Here is a 17,497-nt window from a genome sequence, read left to right on the forward strand (position 1 = left end):
CGCCCTTGCCCTGCCGGTTCCGGCTCAACAGCGGGAGAGGGAGGGCCCCCACCTGTCGCCGCGATGCGCCGAAGCAGTTGTCTGCCCCGACGGTCAAACATCGCGGTCTTGTTTCTCCTCATCCCCGTGCCGGCCGGCGCGGGGTATTTCCTGCCCTTTTCTCCCGGAGAGAGCGCATGTTCAAAAGTTCCTCACTACCGTCCCGCCACCGGGCCGGACGAGCAGCACTGCTTGTCTTTCTCGCGGCGGCGCTGTCGGTGCCCACATCCCTGACTCCTCTCGCCGTGGCGGCCGAACGCCCTGGCCGCCCCGGTGTGTCCGACGTGAAGTCCACCAGGGTTAAGAACACCACCACTCCGGGCGCGGCCAAGGCCCGTGCCAAGGTGGCATCGGCGAAGCGGGACGATCGCCGCAGCTTCGAGCGTGCCGAGGCCGAACGTGCCGCCGCCGCATGGCCAAAGCAGTCGTCTGCTGAGACCGACCTGGATGCCGCCGGTGCGAAGCCGGTCGGCCCAGTGACCGTCGACGCCGTCGTATCCGACAAGTCCTCCCGCCAGGCCCGGTCCAGGGCGGGTGGCACCGCGAACATCACCGTCCTTGACCAGAAGGCCGCGGATAGGGCCGGCATCACCGGTGTCCTGTTCACCGCCGCCGCCGAGCAGCCCGGCACGGCCAAAGTCACGGTGGACTACTCCGGGTTCGCCTCCGCCATCGGTGGTGACTGGGCCGGTCGTCTCGGACTCGTCCAGTTGCCCTCGTGTGTCTTGACCACCCCGGACAAGGACGAGTGCCGCACTGCCACTTCGATGGAGTCGGTCAACGACCCCGAGGCCCAGACGGTTACCGCTCGCACCACCATCGCCATCGCCGACACCGACGGTGCGCGCACCATGACCCACAAGGCGGCGGTCACCTCTGCCCCCACTGTCTTCGCCCTGACGGCCGCAGCCGAGACCTCGGCTTCCGGCCTGGGGGACTTCAAGGCGACCGCGCTGTCGGCCTCCTCCTCCTGGGAGGCGGGGGCCTCCTCGGGTGCCTTCTCCTGGTCATATCCGCTGACCGTTCCCCCGGTTGCCGCGGGCCCCGTCCCGTCGCTGTCCCTGTCGTACGACTCCGGCAGCATCGACGGCCGCACCGCGAACACCAACAACCAGAGCTCCCAGGTCGGTGAGGGTTTCGATCTGACCTCCTCCTACATCGAGCGCAAGTACGGCTCCTGCGAGGACGACGGCCAGAGTGACAAGTTCGACCAGTGCTGGAAGTTCGAGAACGCCTCCCTCGTCCTGAACGGCAAGGCCTCCGAGCTGGTCAAGGACGACACCAGCGGCGTATGGAGGCTGAAGAACGACGACGCTTCCCAGGTCGTCCACAAGACCGGCGCGGACAACGCCGACGAGGGCGACTCCGTCGACGGCACCGGCGAGTACTGGCAGGTGACCACCAGTGACGGCACTGTCTATACCTTCGGCCTGAACAAGCTGCCGGGCGCCGGCAGTGAGCGCACCAACTCGGTGTGGACTGCCCCGGTCTACGGCGACGACAGCGGTGAGCCCGGCTACAGCGCCGGCAGTACCTTCGCCGACCGGTCCAAGACCCAGGCCTGGCGCTGGAACCTCGACCTGGTCCAGGACATCCACGGCAACGCCGCGACCTACTGGTACACCGCCGAGACCAACCACTACGCGAAGAACGGCGACAAGACCAAGCTCGCCTCCTACACGCGGGGCGGCTACCTCAACGAGATCCGCTACGGCCAGCGCGCCGACACCCTGTTCACTGGCCAGCCCTCCGGCAAGGTGACTTACACCTACAAGGAGCGCTGCACCGCCAGTGACTGCTCCTCGCTGACCAAGGACACCGCCGACAACTGGCCCGACGTCCCTTTCGATACCATCTGCTCCTCCTCGGAGACGGACTGCAAGGGCACCGGACCAGCGTTCTTCACCCGTAAGCGGCTCACGGACATCGACACCTACTCGTGGTCGCGTGCCGCCGAACCGGACGCCTACGTGCCGGTCGACTCCTACGCCCTTACCCAGGAGTTCTGGGACGGCCAGGACATCGACAACAGCTCCGACCAGAGCTTGGTCCTGACCAAGCTGGTCCGCACCGGCAGGACCGCCACCCCGGCCGTCAGCGCGCCGCCGGTGGAATTCACCTACCAGCAGCGTCCCAACCGTGTCGACTCCACCGGTGATGACGTCCTGCCGCTGACGCGTCCGCGCATCGAGCACATCACCTCCGAGACCGGCGCGCTCACCACCGTCTCGATCTCGCCGACCGAGTGCGTGCGCGGCAGCAACATGCCGGCCGCCGAGGACAACAACAACAAGTCCTGCTACCCGGTCTACTGGCCGATCAACGGCGGTGACCCCGCACTGGACTGGTTCCACAAGTACCGCGTCCTCGCCGTCACCACCAACGACCCCGCCACCGGCAACCCCGGCACCGAGTCCCAGTACTCCTACGCTACGCCCGGCTGGCACTACAACGACGACCCCTTCACCAAGGAGAAGGAACGCACCTGGTCCTCCTGGCGCGGATACCAGAAGGTCACCACCACCAGCGGTGAAGTCGGCGGCACCCAGTCCAAGACCGCCAGCCTCTACATGCAGGGCATGCACGGCGACAAGAAGAAGGACGGCACCACCCGCACCGCCACGGTCGCCGGCATCGACCTGCCGTCGGCCGACATGCCTGATGCCACCGACACCGACTACTGGGCCGGCCAGCTCCGCCAGCGGATCACCTACAACGGCAGCACCCCGATCGCCTTCGACTTCAACAACCTGTGGGCCAAGCAGACCGCCAGCCAGCAGAAGTCGTACGCCCACGTCAAGGCGCACTACATCCGCACAGCCCGCACCTACAGCCGCACCTGGCTCACCGCGAGCAACAGCTGGCGTGTCACCGCCGTCTCAAACACGTTCGACGACACGTATGGCATGGTCACCAAGACCGAGGACCACGGCAACTGGTCGGCGACCGGTGACGAGACCTGCACCCGCACCTGGTACGCCCGCAATACCGATGTCGGTCTGACCAATCTGGTCTCCCGGACCCGCACGGTCGCCAAGGCATGCGCCGACACCGACGACAAGCTCACCCTGCCGACCCTCGTGGAAAGCAAGGACAAGAACGGCGACGTCCTGTCCGACACTGCCGTCGTCTACGACACCGCCGGCTCCACCGTCACCGGCTGGGCCCCGGGTCAGAAGCCCACTCTGGGTCTGCCCACCTGGACCGGACGGGCCCAGGCCTACCCGGCCGCCAACGGCACCGCCGACCGTGACCCCGCCGTCTCCGACGGCTGGCAGACCGTTGCCACCACCGAGTACGACACCGCCACTGCCAAGCTCGGCCGTCCGCTCAAGGTGACCGACGCCAAGGGCCGCACCACCACGACCGCCTACTACCCGGCCGCCGCCGGCCCGCTGGCCACGCTGGTGGTCACCAAGCCCAAGCTGGCCTCCAACAACCAGGCCCACCAGAGCAGCACCTACTTCGACCCCTCCCGGGCAACCGTCAACTACAGCCTCGACGCCAACCTCAAGCGCACCGAGAACACCTACGACGCGCTGGGCCGGATCACTGCTACCTGGATGCCCAACCGCTCCAAGTCCGGCGGCGACAGCCCCAGTGCCAAGTACGCCTACGGCCTGGAGCGCAACAAGGCCCCCTGGACCTCGGTCGCCACCCTCAAAGCTGACGGCACCAGTTACAAGACCGTCTACGCACTCCTCGACTCGATGCTGCGTCCCGTCCAGTCCCAGAGCCCCTCACCGAACGGCGGCCGCATCCTCACCGACACCCGCTACGACTCCCGAGGCCTCGCCTACGAGACGTACGCCGATGTCTACGACAAGGACAACGCCCCCTCAAGCACCTACGCCAAGGTGCCCTACGGCAGCGGCTCCCAGACTCTGACCGACTACGACGGGGCCGGTCGCGCCGCCAAGTCCACCTTCATGGTCGACGGTGTCAAGAAGTGGGACACCACCACCACGTACACCGGCGACTCCACCGCCACCACGGCGCCGGCCGGAGGCAACGCCACCCGCACCATCACCGACGTCCTGGGACGGCTGAAGGAGACCCGCACCTACGCCGGCACCCAACCGGACGACACCCAGTACGGCGCCACCCTCGGCACCCCGTACAGCCGTGTCGCCCACACCTACACCCGGGACGGCAAGCAGGAAACGATCACCGGCATCGACGACACCAAGTGGTCCTACACCTACGACCTCTTCGGCCGTCAGCGCACAGCCACCGACCCTGACAAGGGTAAGGCGACCACCGGCTACACCGAGCTCGACCAGATCGACTCCACCTCCGACTCCGAGAACAAGGTCCTCCTCTACGAGTACGACGAGCTCGGCCGCAAGACGAAGCAGTGGCAGACCAGCCGCACGGACGCGAACCTCCAGGCCGAGTGGGCCTTCGACAGCATCACAGGAGCCAAGGGGCTCCTTGTCGCCTCCACCCGCTACGAGGGAGGCAAGGGACAGCCCGGCAATAAGGCCTACACCAAGCAGGTCACCGCCTACGACACCCTGGGCCGCGCCACCGCTACCACGGTGGCCTTGCCGTCCACTGATGCCCTGGTCACCTCCGGCGCGGTCACGGCAACCAGCACCACCGAGGTCGCCTACCGTCTCGACGGAACGCTCAAGAGTCTCAAGACGGCAGCTGGCGGCGGCCTTGCCGCAGAGACCGTCACCGCCGACTACAACGCCGACAGCGGCCTGATCACCGGCCTGTCCGGCGCCTCCGGGTATCTCCTGGGAGCCAGCTACACGTCCCTCGGCCAGGTCTCCGAGCTCCAGCTCGGCACCTCCACCGCCGCCGGAACCAAGCGGGTCTTCCAGCGCAACACCTACGAGGCCGGCACCGGACGCCTGCTCACCGCGGCGACCGACGACCAGACCCGGGGCTCTGTCCAGGACCTCAACTACAGCTATGACCAGGCGGGCAACGTCACCGCCATCACCGACCGGGCAGATATCGGCACCGGCACCGACAACCAGTGCTTCGCCTACGACGGCTACAGCCGCGTCACCGAAGCCTGGACCCCCAAGACCGCAGACTGCGCCGGCACAGGCCGCACCACCGCCAACCTTGGCGGTCCGGCCCCCTACTGGACCTCCTACACCTACAACCGCGCAGGACAGCGCCAGACCGAGAAGCAGAACACCGGCACCCCGGTCACCCGCACCTACTGCTACAACGACCCGGCCCACCCCCACGGGCTGACCGCCACCACCACCGGCTCCACCTGCACCGGAGTCGCCGCCCAGTACAGCTACGACAAGACGGGCAACACCACCACCCGCGTGGAGAAGGCCGGCTCAAGCACTACCCAGTCCCTGCAGTGGAACGCCGAAGGCAAGCCGGTCAAGCTCACCGAAGGCACCACCGCCACCGACTACGTCTACGACGCCGACGGTGAACTCCTCATCCGCCGCGACAACGCGACCTCCGGGGAAACCGTCCTGTACCTCGGTGACACCGAGGTACACCTCAAGTCCGGCAAGAAGTGGGCCAACCGCTACTACAGCGCGGCCGGCTCCACCATCGCCATCCGCTCCAACGAGACCGGCACCGAGAAGCTCAGCTTCCTCACCGCCGATCGCCACAGCACCGGCTCCATCGCCATCACCGCGGACACCGCGCAAACCCTCACCAAGCGCTACACCACCCCCTTCGGCTCCGCCCGAGGCACCACCACCGGCACCTGGCCCGACGACAAGTCCTTCCTCGGCAAGACCGACGACAAAACCACCGGACTCACCCACATCGGCGCCCGCGAATACGACCCCACCATCGGGCAATTCATCAGCGTCGACCCCATCCTCGAAGTCGACAAACACCAGACGCTCAACGGATACAGCTACGCGAGCCAGAGTCCTGTCACCAACTCCGACCCCACAGGGACCTGCCAAGATGACGGCAGCGGCCAGTGCCGGCCGGGCAACACCACCGGGAGGCCGGATGAGCCCAGCAGCTCCCCACCGAGCAGCGGCACAGGTAGCGGTGGCAGTGGCAGTGGCAGTGGCAGCGGTAGCGGAGCCAGTGGGACAGGCTTCACCGGCGGGACAGCCTTTCTAGGTAATGGATCCATTGTCGGGCCAGCTCCGGTCGTCCTCCCGTACGTGCCGCCGATGATTGCGGCTCCTGGTTACGAGGATCTGCGCGCATGCTCCATGAATCCGATCTCGACGAGCTGTAATCCTGAAGACGCAGTTCTCGGTGGCGGTGGCGACGGACTCGTGCAGATTGGTCTCAAGTGGGCTCTCGGACTATTGGATAGGGACGCGACCTACGGGGAAGACAGTAAAGTTGCCCGACAAGTGATGATGTCGGATGTGACAGCCTCCCAAAGAGATGAAATTGAAAAGAGATACAAGGAAGAGGGGAAAACTAGTGGTCGTTTGCCATCTAATTCTATAGCGGCGAACGGTGACGCGAATGGGCAATTTGCCCGTGATGCGAAGTCGATGGCCACGGGTGACGCAAACGTCGCAACGGCAGCCATGGGGTCCTATACGGCCAAGTATGAGATCCTGAGGGCGAACCAGCACGGAATTCAGGCACGGATGACAATCAGGAATTCGATGACTGCATCCTCTTTTGCTCACATAGCAACCGGCTACGGAACGCCATCCGAGCGCTTCGTGCAGAGGTGGATCGATAACGATGGAATAATCACCGCTGGCGGTGCGGGTCGAGTTCATGATATGACCATCACATTCCGTACGGTCATAGAATTCCACTGACGCATGCGGGGGTCGGGGGTCGAGTAACTCGGCCCCCGACATCAGGCGCCTACTGGCCTCACAGAAATTGTTGTGGAGTGTGAAATAGAGTGAAGTATCCTAGTGGTGTGATGTGGCGTAAATTTTGGATCCTAGGTCTTGTGCTTTCTAGTGCAGCGTGTACGACCCTCCAGGACTCCAGCGACAGGATTCCGCGAGCGCAAATTATTGATGCGAAATCCCTTACTGGGGATTGGCGTTTTCAGGAATCTCGCCTGACTTTGAATGCAGGTGGGAATTTTGTGGCACATGGTGTTTTTGCGGAATACTTCGAGTGTCTCGATGTCGATTCTCAAGGGGTCGGCGAAAAATCCGGCAAGGGCGTCTGGCATAGCAGGGAAAGCCTGGGTGCGAGTGTGGTATTCCTTGATTTTTCCGACCGATGTTACACTACGCTTTCGGTGGGAAAATATGAGGGCCGCATTGTTTTGTGGGGCGAGATTGAGGATAATGAAGGGAACGTAATGATAATGGACTCTACTGCCCGTTAGCCTTGATTCCTCGGTGGTGATTCTGTCCGGAGAGGTGACCGGTTACCCCGTTAGCCTCGATAGTTCATGAGTCTTCGTCGGTTCGCTGACGGGGGCTCTGTCTTTGCGAGGTGCGGAATTGCGTGGGCTGGGGCAGGTTGGCGGCCCGGCTGTCGCGTCGGGTGGGCGCCGGGGGTTCCACACCTCCGGGATGTTGCTGTGGTTCGTCGGGACGGTCGGAGTTGCTTGTCAGCCGGAGTCCGGCAGGGCTGCTAGTCAGCGGACAGGCTCCTCGCCTTCGTCGCCGTCCACGAAACGCTTCGGCCCGGCCAGCTCGAAACGTTCCACTCCCTGGTCACTGAGTGGGTCGATGTTTGCGTGGCCGCCAGATAGACCTGCAGCAGCTCGACGACGAGTACGAGCGCTGGCGTGACGAAGAGCTGTAGACAGCAGTGCGCCGACGGGGAAAACCCGTCGGCGCACTGTCTTGATTGTGGACGATCGCGTAATTCCCCAGGGGTAAGTTCACGTAATTCCCCAGACTCCGCTGCCTGATGAGGGCGCAACAGGTCCGCGGAAGTGGTCGGTTACTCTCATCTCGTTCCATGGCCATGGCCTGAGATGATCTCCGCTGAAGGGGGGGGCAGTAATGGAGATGCCACCGACGCACCTGGCTGTCGAACAGGACCGGCTGGAGGATCTTCGCGACCTCTTGGCGGCAGGCGCTGACATCCACGAGGAGTACAACGGGTTCACACTCCTGCACCGGGCTGTCGACGGAGAGATCGACGGACACATCCAGACCGGGGAGCCCCTCCACGTGGATGCCACGTGCTTCCTGCTGTCCCAAGGTGCAGATCCCACACGTCGTTCGCATGGCGGGACCGGAGTGTCAGCCCATCATCTGGCCTTCGTCAGCAGGCACTGGCTTGCTGACGCTCTCTTCGAAGCCTGGCTCACTCGTGGGGACAGCAAAAGCGGTCTTTAGAAGACGGACTCTGGTTGCTTAAGGCTTGGCGGTCGGGTTCTTCGGCCGCTTGTTGGGGCGGTAGCTGGGGCCGTTCATGATGACCTGGTGGCTGGTGTTGATCAGTCGGTCCAGCAGCGACTCGGCGACGACGGGGTTGGGGAAGAGCGGATACCAGTCGCTGGGCGCCCGGTTGCTGGTGATGATCAGGCATCGGCCCTGCCGTTCGCTGACCAGTTCGTAGAGGTCGTCAGCCTGGGCCGCGCTGAGCTGGCGCATGGCGAAGTCGTCCAGGATGAGCACGTCGGGCCGTACCAGTTCGCGGATCCGCTTGTCCCAGGTGCGGTCCGCGTGGCCGCCGGCGAGCTCCGCGAGGATCCTGCTGGTCTTGGCGAAGCGGACGTGGGCGCCCTGGCGGACGGCGAGGTGGCCGAGGGCCTGGGCGACGTGTGTTTTTCCGACCCCGACCGGCCCGAAGAGGATGACCGACTCCCCGGAGTGGAGCCAGCGCAGGGCTCCGAGATCTCGGATCTGGGCGGCGGGGAGCTTCGAGGAGGCGGTGAAGTCGAACTCCTCCAGGGTGACCTGCTGCTCGAACTTTGCCCGTGCCAGGCGCCGTTGGAAGGCAACGGTCTCGCGGCGGGTGATCTCGTCTTGGCAGAGGACCTGCAGAAAGTCCAGGTGTCCGAGTTCGCCGCCGTGGGCCTGGGCCAGGCGGGCATCGAGGGTTTCGAGCATTCCCGAGAGTCGCAGGGATTTCAGCGACTCGCGCAGGGCGGTGTCCATCACGCTCATCAGATGCTTTCCTCAGCTTCGCCGTGGACCTGGTCGTCGTGGATCTCGTCCGCCGTCTCGAACGGGGCGACGGAGGCGAACAGCCGCTGGGGCCCGTGGAGGAAGGCCGCGGCTCCCGCGTCCCCGCTCGATTCGGGCTCCGGATCGGTCTCGGTGCCGGCGATCAGGATGCCCTTGATGGTGCGGTAGGACGGATCCCCGACCGCGATCGCCCTCGCGCAGGCGGCCTCCAGTCGGGTCTCGCCGTACTTCCTCCTCAGCCCGACGATCCCTTGGGCGGCGCGGAGCCGGTAGAGCGCGTTGACCTCCAGCAGTTGGTCGACCACGGTCCGGCAGGCGTCCCCGACCTCGGATGCCTGGGTCCGGCACCAGATCGGCGTGCGCATCTGGAAGGCGATCTTCTCCGGCGGGTAGTCGCTCCTGTCGGTGCGTTTGCCCTGGGCAAGGGCGGCGTGGGTCTTGACCAGGTCGCCGTCGAGGAAGACCTGCACCATCGTTGCGGTCGAGCGGACGTCGACTCGTCGGCCGATCAGTTTCCAGGGCACCGAGTAGAGGGTGCGGCCGGCCTTGATGTGGATGTCCGGCCCGACGACCGCCGTTGACTAGCGGGCCAGGACGAACGGAGTGGGCGGCAGGGGCAGCAATGTCTCGGCTTCGACGGCCTCGAATACCGCCATCGGCGCGGCGCCCTGCAACGGCCGGCACTGCCGTCGGCCCGCCACCTTCTGACTCCAGGTGATGGCCTCGGCCTGCATGTGCTCGATAGAGGTGAACTCCCGCCCCCGCCAGAACGAGTCCCGGATGTAGGGCATCGGCCGCTCGACCCGCGGCTTGTCCTTGGGCCTTGCCGCTCGGGCCGGATCCACCAGTGCCCCGTAATGGGTGGCGAGTTCGGCATACGCCTTGTTGATCTTCGGATCGTAGAGATCAGGCTTGTCGACCCCGGTCCGCAGGTTGTCCGGGACCAGCCGGCGCGGGACGCCACCGAAGTAGCGGAAGGCAGCGACATGAGCTTCGGTCCAGGCGTGCTGGTGCAGGTAGAGAACCGGGCGGACGAACATGTGCCGCGAGCACGGCAGCACCATCACGAAAGCCCAGATCCGGTGCCGCTTGCCGGTCTTCGGATTGGTCCACTGGCCCAGGTGGCCGTAGTCGATCTGAGCCTCCGAGCCAGGCTCGACATCATCGCGCAAGACCGTGACCTGCGACCTTGTCGACTCATCGGGCAACGTGGCATGTACCCACCGGCGGAACGAGGAGATCGACACGTCCAGCTTGTGCTCGTCCCGCAGCCGCTGGTGGATCGTGGAGACGGTCACCGTCCCCAGCAGATTCTTGATGTAATCGCGGTGCTGATCGATATCGGGCCACGTAATCTGCCGCAGCCGCCGGTCGGACAGTTCCGGGAACCAGCTCTTGATCAGCTTGCCCCAGTCGGCCTCCCGCATCGGCGGCCCGCCCGGGATGATCCCGGACGCCTCCGCCGGCTCCAAATACTTCCTGATCGTCTTGCGGTCCACCCCCAGCGACGCGGCCAGCTCGCTCTTCGAGCGGCCCGCGTACCAGTGGACATAGATCTCGGTGATGTCGACCACGACGAACGTTCTCCTCGCCATCCGGGCTGCCCATCGGCCATCCGAACCACAGGCCCAGGGCCGACCATGCGCCTTCGCGATGACCAGGTCCCTCGATCCCGAACTCCGTCGTACCCCTGGGGAATTAGGAGAATTCGGGATGGGGAATTACGTGACGCTCAAACCACCCGTGGTGGGGAAAAACGTGAACGCTCACAACCCCCAAGCCGAAGCCGGACCGGACGTTCATCGCCGGGGGTCGGGGGATCAGGCCACTCCACGGCATGAACGTCTTGGGCGGCGACGAGTCCGGGAACGTTGTCGTCGCTAAACGACGGCTTGCGCTGAGGTTTCAAATCCAGGGCTGTGGCATAGCTCGTCATGCTTCGATAGTAGGAAAGAGGCACATGTCGATGTATATGGTGCGCCGCCAGTTGAGGGAAGGGCGAGGGCACGAGTAAATCCCGGTTCGTGCCGCCAGCCCGCGACTGTTGCTCTTCGGGGTCGTTTGATCTGTATGAGCCGATCACTTCGTGCCCTTGCCGTGGCCGTTACCGCTACGGCGCTGGTCACCTCTTTGGAGGTGCCTGCTCAGGCTGCCGCTTCTGCCTGTACGCATCACTTCTCCGGCCCGCAGATCTGCATTTCCACCACCGGGGAGTCGGGCAGCGCCAACCCGGGCAAGGTGTCGACTGCCTGGACCAACCCGCCCCGGGGCCGCACGAGCGCGACGGTGCACATCACGGAGCCTGGCGGGTTCAGCTACGCGATCACGGCCCGCCGTCGCGAGGGTCAGCTTGTCGCGTCGGTCGTTCCCGGACGGCTGATGGACAACGGCAAGCTCTGCGCCCGCTACCAGGGCAGCTCACGCACGGCCTGTGTGCAGATTATCGATCGATCATGACCTGATCGTCTGCGGCCTGCACGCAGGGCTTGGCGGTACGGCTCCGGCCCGTGTCCGGTCAGGGGAGTGGGTCAGGTGATGTCGTCGGGGGTGAGGTCGGGGCGTAGTCGGTGCCAGGAGGGGTGGCGCAGGCGCCCGGCCCGGGTCCGGGTCGCGTAGCGGACCTCGCCGACGAGGCGTGGCAGCACCCATTGGGCTCCTGCCACCGCCGGCGCATCGGTGAAGGGGCAGTGGCCGGTCGCGGCGGCCTGGAGCAGCCCGGCCAGGGTGACGCGTTCGGTGTCGCTCCAGCCGGTGCCGACGCTTCCCGCGTACCGCAGTCCGTCCTGGCCGTGCTCTCCGAGGAGCAGGGCGCCGGGCAGGCCGGCGAGGCGGCCGCGGCCGGGCACCCATCCACCGACGATGACGTCCAGGGTCCGGACGTGACGGATCTTGATCGGGAGCGGACACCCGGCTCGTACACCGACCCGAGCCGCTTTGCCACGAGCCCTTCGAGGCCTGCGGTTTTCGTCATCTCCAGAGCCTGGGTCCCGTGGCCGACGACCGAGGCGGGAGTCGACCAGTGCGCCCCCGTGAGCCCGAGCCCTTCGAGGACACCGCGCCGCTCGGCGTACGGCAGCATCGTGACGGGGCTCGCGTCGAGGACGACCACGTCGAAGAGGATCAGGTGGGCGGGTACCTGCTGTGCCATCCGGGCCGCTTTCGCGGGTGAGCCGGCGAGCCCCATCCGGGACTGCAATCGCTCGAAGTCACTGCGCCCCTGGTCGTCGAAGGCGACGATCTCACCGTCCAGGACAGCGGGCCGGCCAAGGGCGGAGCCGAGGGCTTCGAGTTCGGGGTACGCCGCGGTGATGTCCGCTCCGGACCGCGAGCGCAGGATCACGCTCCCGTCGCCGGGCAGGTAGATCATGGCCCGCTGGCCGTCCTGCTTGACCTCGAACCCGAACCGTTCCTGGAGCGCCGGGGGCGGGAGGGGGCCCGGGGTGGCGAGCATCGGGGCAATCCGGGGGAGGACCGTCACGGGGTCAGGAGGCACTGCGCTTCTTCGCCGCCGTCTTCCTGCCCGAGGCCTTCTTCGCCGTCCCGGACGTCTTCTTCGCCGCCGGCTTGGCGGCGGTGGTCTTCTTCGCGGGCGCCTTCTTCTTGCTGGGCCGCATCGCGTGGACCGTCGCGTGCCCGCCATCTTTCTCGTCCTCGCCGCGGGACTCCTTCGCCGCGGCCACCGACGCGTTCAGCGCGGCCATCAGGTCTACGACCTTCCCGGACGTCGCTTCCTCACCCTCGGCAGGCTCGGGGAGGGGCTTGCCCTGCGACTTGGCCTCGATCAGCTCCTCCAGGGCATCGCGGTACGCGTCGCGGAAGCCGCTGATGTCGTCCAGCGCCATGGTGTCGGTCAGCTGGACGGCCCGCTCGATCTCCTCCTCGTCCAGGTCCACCTGCTTCGGGGCGAGCGACTCGGGACTGCGGATCTCGTCCGGCCACTTCATGCTGTGCAGGACGATCGCCCCTTCCCGCACGCGCAGGAGACCGAGACGCTCACGGTTGTGCCAGGCGAATTTCGCGACCGCGACCTTGTCCGAGCGCTCCAGCGCCTTCCGCAGCAGCGTGTAGGGCTTGGCGGCGACCTGGCCGTCGATCGCGAGGTAGTAGGAGTCGCTGATCCGGATCGGGTCGATCGTGCCGGCGTCGACGAACGCGACGATCTCAATCGCCTTCGCGGTCGGCAGCGGCATCTGGTCGAGCTCGTCATCGCTCACCGGGACCGTCTGGTCCTTGGAGATCTCGTAGCCCTTGCCGATCTCCTCCTGCGGCACGACCTCGTCGTCCACCTGGCAGACCTTGCGCGTACGGACGCGGCCCATGTCCTCCAGGTGCACCTGGTGGAAGTGGATCGTGTGGTCCTCGGTCGCGGAGACGACCTTGATCGGGATCGTGACCAGCCCGAAGCTGATCGCACCGCTCCACAGGGGCCTCGGCATTTTTTTTTACCTCCTGGCGGTGCGAGCCGGAAGACGGACCGGCAGCGCGCGAGAAGCGAGCGCGGCTGTGCCACCACCCGCACTCCGATCCTCACGCAGCCCGGACCGATCCGCACGGCGAGGGGGACGACGTCGCGGAGATGATCACCCACCGCCTCGCCGGACGCGCCCACAGCGGCCTGGAGGACCTCAATCCGGCAGCGGTGCGCGCCGTGGTCCACCAGGCCGTCCGCAGCACACGCCCAGGCATACCTGCTCAGCCCCCAGGAGGCATGAGGTGCCGCGCCCGGGCTGGACGAGGCAGTGGGCAGGAGTGACAAGGCGCTGAATGAGCCTTGAGGACGTCGAGCCACCGAACGGTCCGACCAGGAGCTGAGGCAGCCATCCCGGGACCGCTGTCCGTGCCACCCCACGCCGGGCTGAGGGTCATCAATATCCGCGGCACAGCATGGCCCCCACCCATGGGCGGGGGCCATGCTGCTCAACTCGCCAACTGGCGCGACCAACGGGTCAGTTGCGGTTGATGATCTGCACACAGGCCGTGCGTGAGCTGCCCTGGTAGCGGGCGCAGAGCTTGCCGTTGTCCATGAGCCGGCCGGGGACGACGGAGGCGACGAGCTGACCGTTGCGGCGGTGGGCGATGATCGTGTAGGTCAGGCCGCCGGGCTCGGTGATGTGCACCGTCGCACGCGTACGGTCCCTGGGCGGGTTGGTCCAGGACGTCCATACCTTGCCGGGGTTGGCGCTGCCCGACTCCCCGGTGGTGGAGATGCAGACCTGAGGGCCGGACACGTGGTGCGTGCACGCGGAAGCGGCGGCCTCTGCGGGCGCCTGCATCGAGGTGAGTAGTGCGGCGGCGGTGATGCCCACGGCCAGGGCGCGGAGTGGTGATCGGCTCATTCCCGATCAACGAGCACCCCGGCCGGGGGTAGCGTCCGTTCGGGACGCTACCCGGCAAGCACCGTGATGCTCACCCCACCGCCCAGTCCACCCCGAGCGCGGCCAGCTGCTCGCACTGCTCCTCGCTCAGCCCCCCGCGCCTGGAACGGGTGTTACTGACCCACACCCCCAGTTTGACCGGTCCGTCGGGGAGATCTTCGACGTGAGCCCTCGGTACGACGACCTTCCCCTCCCGCTCCGCGTACTGGGTGAGCGCGGCGATGCCACGCTGGAACGCCCCGCCCGACGCTCCCCGCCCCGACCGCGCCTTGCGGGCCGGGCCCGGAGCCCGTTCCGCCGGCTTGATGCCGAGCTGGGCCAGGCGCTCGCGCTGCCCTTCAACGAGCCGGTCCCAGCCTTCCCGCTGCGCGGCCACCCACCGGCCCACGTCCATCCCGTGCACCATCGACCCGGGCTCCACGTACCCAAGCACGCTGCCAGGCGCCACAAGGCCGCTCAGGGCGGCGTAGTGACGCTGCCAGTCCACCGGCCAGTCGGGGTTCCAATCCGGATCGATCGCGGCCAACTGTGCCGCACGCCGCTGCGCCCGCTCCGGGTCCTTCCCAAGCCCGCCCGTCTTGCGGGCGTTCGCCAGCCACTGCCCGATCGGCCGGTCCATCATCGCGGCTGTCACCGGAGCGGCCAGCGTCCCGTACGCCTCGAAATACGCACGAGCGGCACCCAGATTCTCCTCCCACGCCGCGTCCGCCGGGTCCCACACGATGTCCAGCGCCTCCAGGTCCTCCGCCCGCTCCGGCAGCATCGTCCCCGCCCGCATCGCCCGCCGCTGATCCGACAGCCACCGCCCCAGCGGAAACCCACCCTCACCCCGGCTGTCCGCCCCTTCGACGTGGTTGTACGGCACTGCGAGATCCCCCTCCCGCTTCCAGTACGCGACAGCCGCCCGGTGCCCCGCCTTCCAGTTCGCATGCTCCGGCTCGATCAGGTTGTACTGCACCATCCGCGCCACCAGAACCGGATCACGATGCGCCCCGAACCGGAGCAGCAACCGCTGCTCCTCCTCGTCGTCACCCTCCGGGGCGTTACCGAGCCACGACGACGTCAGCTGAGTACGTTTCGAGTCCTCCTGTGGAATAGCCAGCATTTCCACGGCACGCTCATCATGCGCCCGAAGCCCGGAAAGCACCTTCATCAAAGGCCGATACGAACCGGAATACGGCATGTCTTCCGGAGTTTCATCCGGCCCGAGAAAAACAGGCACAATCAGTGTCGCCAATTTGTCCTGACCCGGCTTCTGACGCAATGCCCGCCCGATAGCCTGGACGATATCCACCGCCGATCCCTTGGGATCGATCAGGGCAACACTGTCCACGCTGGGACAATCGACACCCTCACCCAGAACCCGGCAGTTCGACATCACCGCACGCCCGGCCCAACCGCCGAACCGCCGCAGCCCATCCCCCCGCATCTCCGGCTCGTGCTCACCCGACAGCCACCCCGACCACACCCGTTTCGGATGCCGCTCCGGGTCGGTCGCGTGCAGCCGGCCCGCGATCCGCCCCAGCCCATCGGAGAACGCCCGGGCCTCAATCGTGCGGTGATGGAACGTGATGCACCGCTGAAGCCCGTGCTCGGCCATCGTCTCCAGCAGCGCCGCCTGGAGCACCGCCAGACGCTCACCGCGCACGTGCTCCTCGTTCCGCTCCTCCCCGTACAACCGCTCCAGAGTCAGCCGCTCGTCCCGCAGCTCCACCACCACGATCTGATACCGCGCGAGCAGTCCACGGGTGATCGCATCCGACAAGGACATCGACCACAGAACCGGCCCAAAAATCGCCTCATCTGCCATGGAACAGGCCATTTCCTCCGGCAGCGGATCGACAGCCGCCGGCCCCGCCCCACGCTCCCACCGCCTGGGCGGCCGCTCCATCCAGATCCGCGGCGTCGCGGTCAGATACAACCGCCGCATCGCCGGAATCAGCTCCTGGTCGTGCACCGCCGCCCACGCCTTCCCCAGCGACCCCGACGTACGGTGCGCCTCGTCCACACACACCAGGTCGAACACGTCCATCGGGAGGCCGTAGGAGCCCTTGTGAGCCTCGATCAGCACCGGCAGCGACGCGTACGTCGCGAACACCGTCACCGGTCCGCTGCCGTAGTGCAGAGCCAGCTGCGGGGCGCTCGTCGTCGAAGGCACCCGCAGCTCGTACAAGCGCGGATCATCCTCCATCGAGCACACCGCCACCATCGGCCCCGACCGCCCGAAAGCCCGCCACTCACGCACCGTCTGCGCCAGCAATTCCAGCGTCGGAAGGAGAACGAGAACCCGGCCATGCGGTGAAATCTGCTGCGCCGCACCAGCAGCAATGAACGTTTTTCCCGTTCCGCATGCCGCGTGCACCTGACCGCGCAATCCCCTTGCCGGGATACGCTGGCCAGGCCGGATTTCCAGACCGGCGACGATCGCGTCCACTGCCTCCGCCTGATGCGGACGAAGCGTAATTCCATCGGCCATGACTGATCGTCTCCAGTTCCAGGGGAGGAGTGCTCGTTCGTTCGTGATGCTACCCGTGCATCACTTGATGCACGATGCTGATACAGCAAGATGCATCACATCGAATGAAGGTTGTCTCATTGCAGCCCACGACGGCCGATTGTCGTGCTACACTCTGCCCAACTAGGGCAGGTAGTGCATCGATTGCGCGCTGATCAGTACCGCTTCTGGGCGGGGATCGGTGGTTTCCTCGACTGGCCCCGAGGTCATCTCCTGGCGGTGCGTCAACTGGGGCCGGCCTCAATCCAGTGGTGACACCCCATCCGTGATCCTACCCGGCAGACGGCATGATGCACCGTCACCCTTCCCCGTTGCTGCCCGGCGGAGCCGGTAGGCGGGAGCGAAGCGGACGCCCGGTCTCGGAGCGAAGCGCAGAGACCAAAGGATTACCGCTTGCGGTAATTCGAATTCACGCGAAGCGTGAATTCAAGAAAGCGCAAAGCGCTTTCCATAAAGGCGCGCAGCGCCTTTATGAATTCGCGGAGCGAATTCTTTCGCTGCCATGCGCGCAGCGCATGGATACCCGCTCCGCGGGG

General features: G+C 66.2%; 8 protein-coding genes and 2 pseudogenes. 4 read left to right on the top strand and 6 right to left on the bottom strand.

Annotated features, from left to right (window positions below):
- The first annotated feature begins 176 nt into the window (after positions 1-176).
- The 3 genes from AC07FA_RS18270 (at position 177) to AC07FA_RS18280 (ending at position 8,276) form a co-directional block, all read left to right on the top strand.
- A complete protein-coding gene (locus AC07FA_RS18270) occupies positions 177-6,779 on the top strand; it encodes an RHS repeat domain-containing protein (protein ID WP_479076580.1) in 6,603 nt (2,200 codons plus the stop codon).
- A 107-nt stretch (positions 6,780-6,886) separates the two neighbouring features.
- A complete protein-coding gene (locus AC07FA_RS18275; RefSeq protein ID WP_479076581.1) occupies positions 6,887-7,309 on the top strand; it encodes a hypothetical protein in 423 nt (140 codons plus the stop codon).
- Between the two features lie 634 nt (positions 7,310-7,943).
- A complete protein-coding gene (locus tag AC07FA_RS18280; protein WP_479076620.1) occupies positions 7,944-8,276 on the top strand; it encodes an ankyrin repeat domain-containing protein in 333 nt (110 codons plus the stop codon).
- An 18-nt stretch (positions 8,277-8,294) separates the two neighbouring features.
- On the opposite strand, the gene istB is transcribed toward AC07FA_RS18280, so the two are convergent.
- Both istB and istA read right to left on the bottom strand, forming a co-directional pair.
- Entirely contained in the window at positions 8,295-9,050 is a 756-nt protein-coding gene (istB, locus tag AC07FA_RS18285) for an IS21-like element helper ATPase IstB (RefSeq protein WP_479076583.1), read from the bottom strand.
- Positions 9,050-10,645 (bottom strand): annotated as a pseudogene (istA, locus tag AC07FA_RS18290) (IS21 family transposase). Before istA ends, istB begins: the two are co-directional and overlap by 1 nt.
- Positions 10,646-11,141: 496 nt before the next feature.
- Here istA and AC07FA_RS18295 point away from each other — a divergent pair.
- Positions 11,142-11,528: a hypothetical protein gene (locus tag AC07FA_RS18295; protein ID WP_479076584.1), complete on the top strand. Its 387-nt coding sequence runs from the start codon at positions 11,142-11,144 to the stop codon at positions 11,526-11,528.
- A 71-nt stretch (positions 11,529-11,599) separates the two neighbouring features.
- Here AC07FA_RS18295 and AC07FA_RS18300 read toward each other — a convergent pair.
- The 4 genes and pseudogenes from AC07FA_RS18300 to AC07FA_RS18315 all read right to left on the bottom strand — a co-directional run bounded on the left by AC07FA_RS18300 (position 11,600) and on the right by AC07FA_RS18315 (position 16,922).
- Positions 11,600-12,549, bottom strand: a pseudogene (locus tag AC07FA_RS18300) (ATP-dependent DNA ligase).
- Between the two features lie 4 nt (positions 12,550-12,553).
- Positions 12,554-13,507, bottom strand: a complete 954-nt coding sequence (gene ku, locus AC07FA_RS18305; protein WP_479076585.1) for a non-homologous end joining protein Ku — start codon at positions 13,505-13,507, stop codon at positions 12,554-12,556.
- A gap of 510 nt (positions 13,508-14,017) precedes the next feature.
- Entirely contained in the window at positions 14,018-14,407 is a 390-nt protein-coding gene (locus AC07FA_RS18310; protein ID WP_479076586.1) for a hypothetical protein, read from the bottom strand.
- A 70-nt stretch (positions 14,408-14,477) separates the two neighbouring features.
- Positions 14,478-16,922, bottom strand: a complete 2,445-nt coding sequence (locus AC07FA_RS18315) for a helicase associated domain-containing protein (protein ID WP_479076588.1) — start codon at positions 16,920-16,922, stop codon at positions 14,478-14,480.
- Between the last annotated feature and the right edge of the window lie 575 nt (positions 16,923-17,497).

This window comes from Streptomyces sp. NPDC045968 (genome assembly GCF_056430475.1).

Excerpts from the sequence above, each read along its gene's own strand:
- AC07FA_RS18310 (WP_479076586.1), bottom strand. The coding sequence starts at position 14,407 with ATGAGCCGATCACCACTCCGCGCCCTGGCCGTGGGCATCACCGCCGCC.
- AC07FA_RS18315 (WP_479076588.1), bottom strand. The coding sequence starts at position 16,922 with ATGGCCGATGGAATTACGCTTCGTCCGCATCAGGCGGAGGCAGTGGAC.
- AC07FA_RS18295 (WP_479076584.1), top strand. The coding sequence starts at position 11,142 with ATGAGCCGATCACTTCGTGCCCTTGCCGTGGCCGTTACCGCTACGGCG.
- istB (WP_479076583.1), bottom strand. The coding sequence starts at position 9,050 with ATGAGCGTGATGGACACCGCCCTGCGCGAGTCGCTGAAATCCCTGCGA.
- AC07FA_RS18280 (WP_479076620.1), top strand. The coding sequence starts at position 7,944 with ATGCCACCGACGCACCTGGCTGTCGAACAGGACCGGCTGGAGGATCTT.
- AC07FA_RS18270 (WP_479076580.1), top strand. The coding sequence starts at position 177 with ATGTTCAAAAGTTCCTCACTACCGTCCCGCCACCGGGCCGGACGAGCA.
- ku (WP_479076585.1), bottom strand. The coding sequence starts at position 13,507 with ATGCCGAGGCCCCTGTGGAGCGGTGCGATCAGCTTCGGGCTGGTCACG.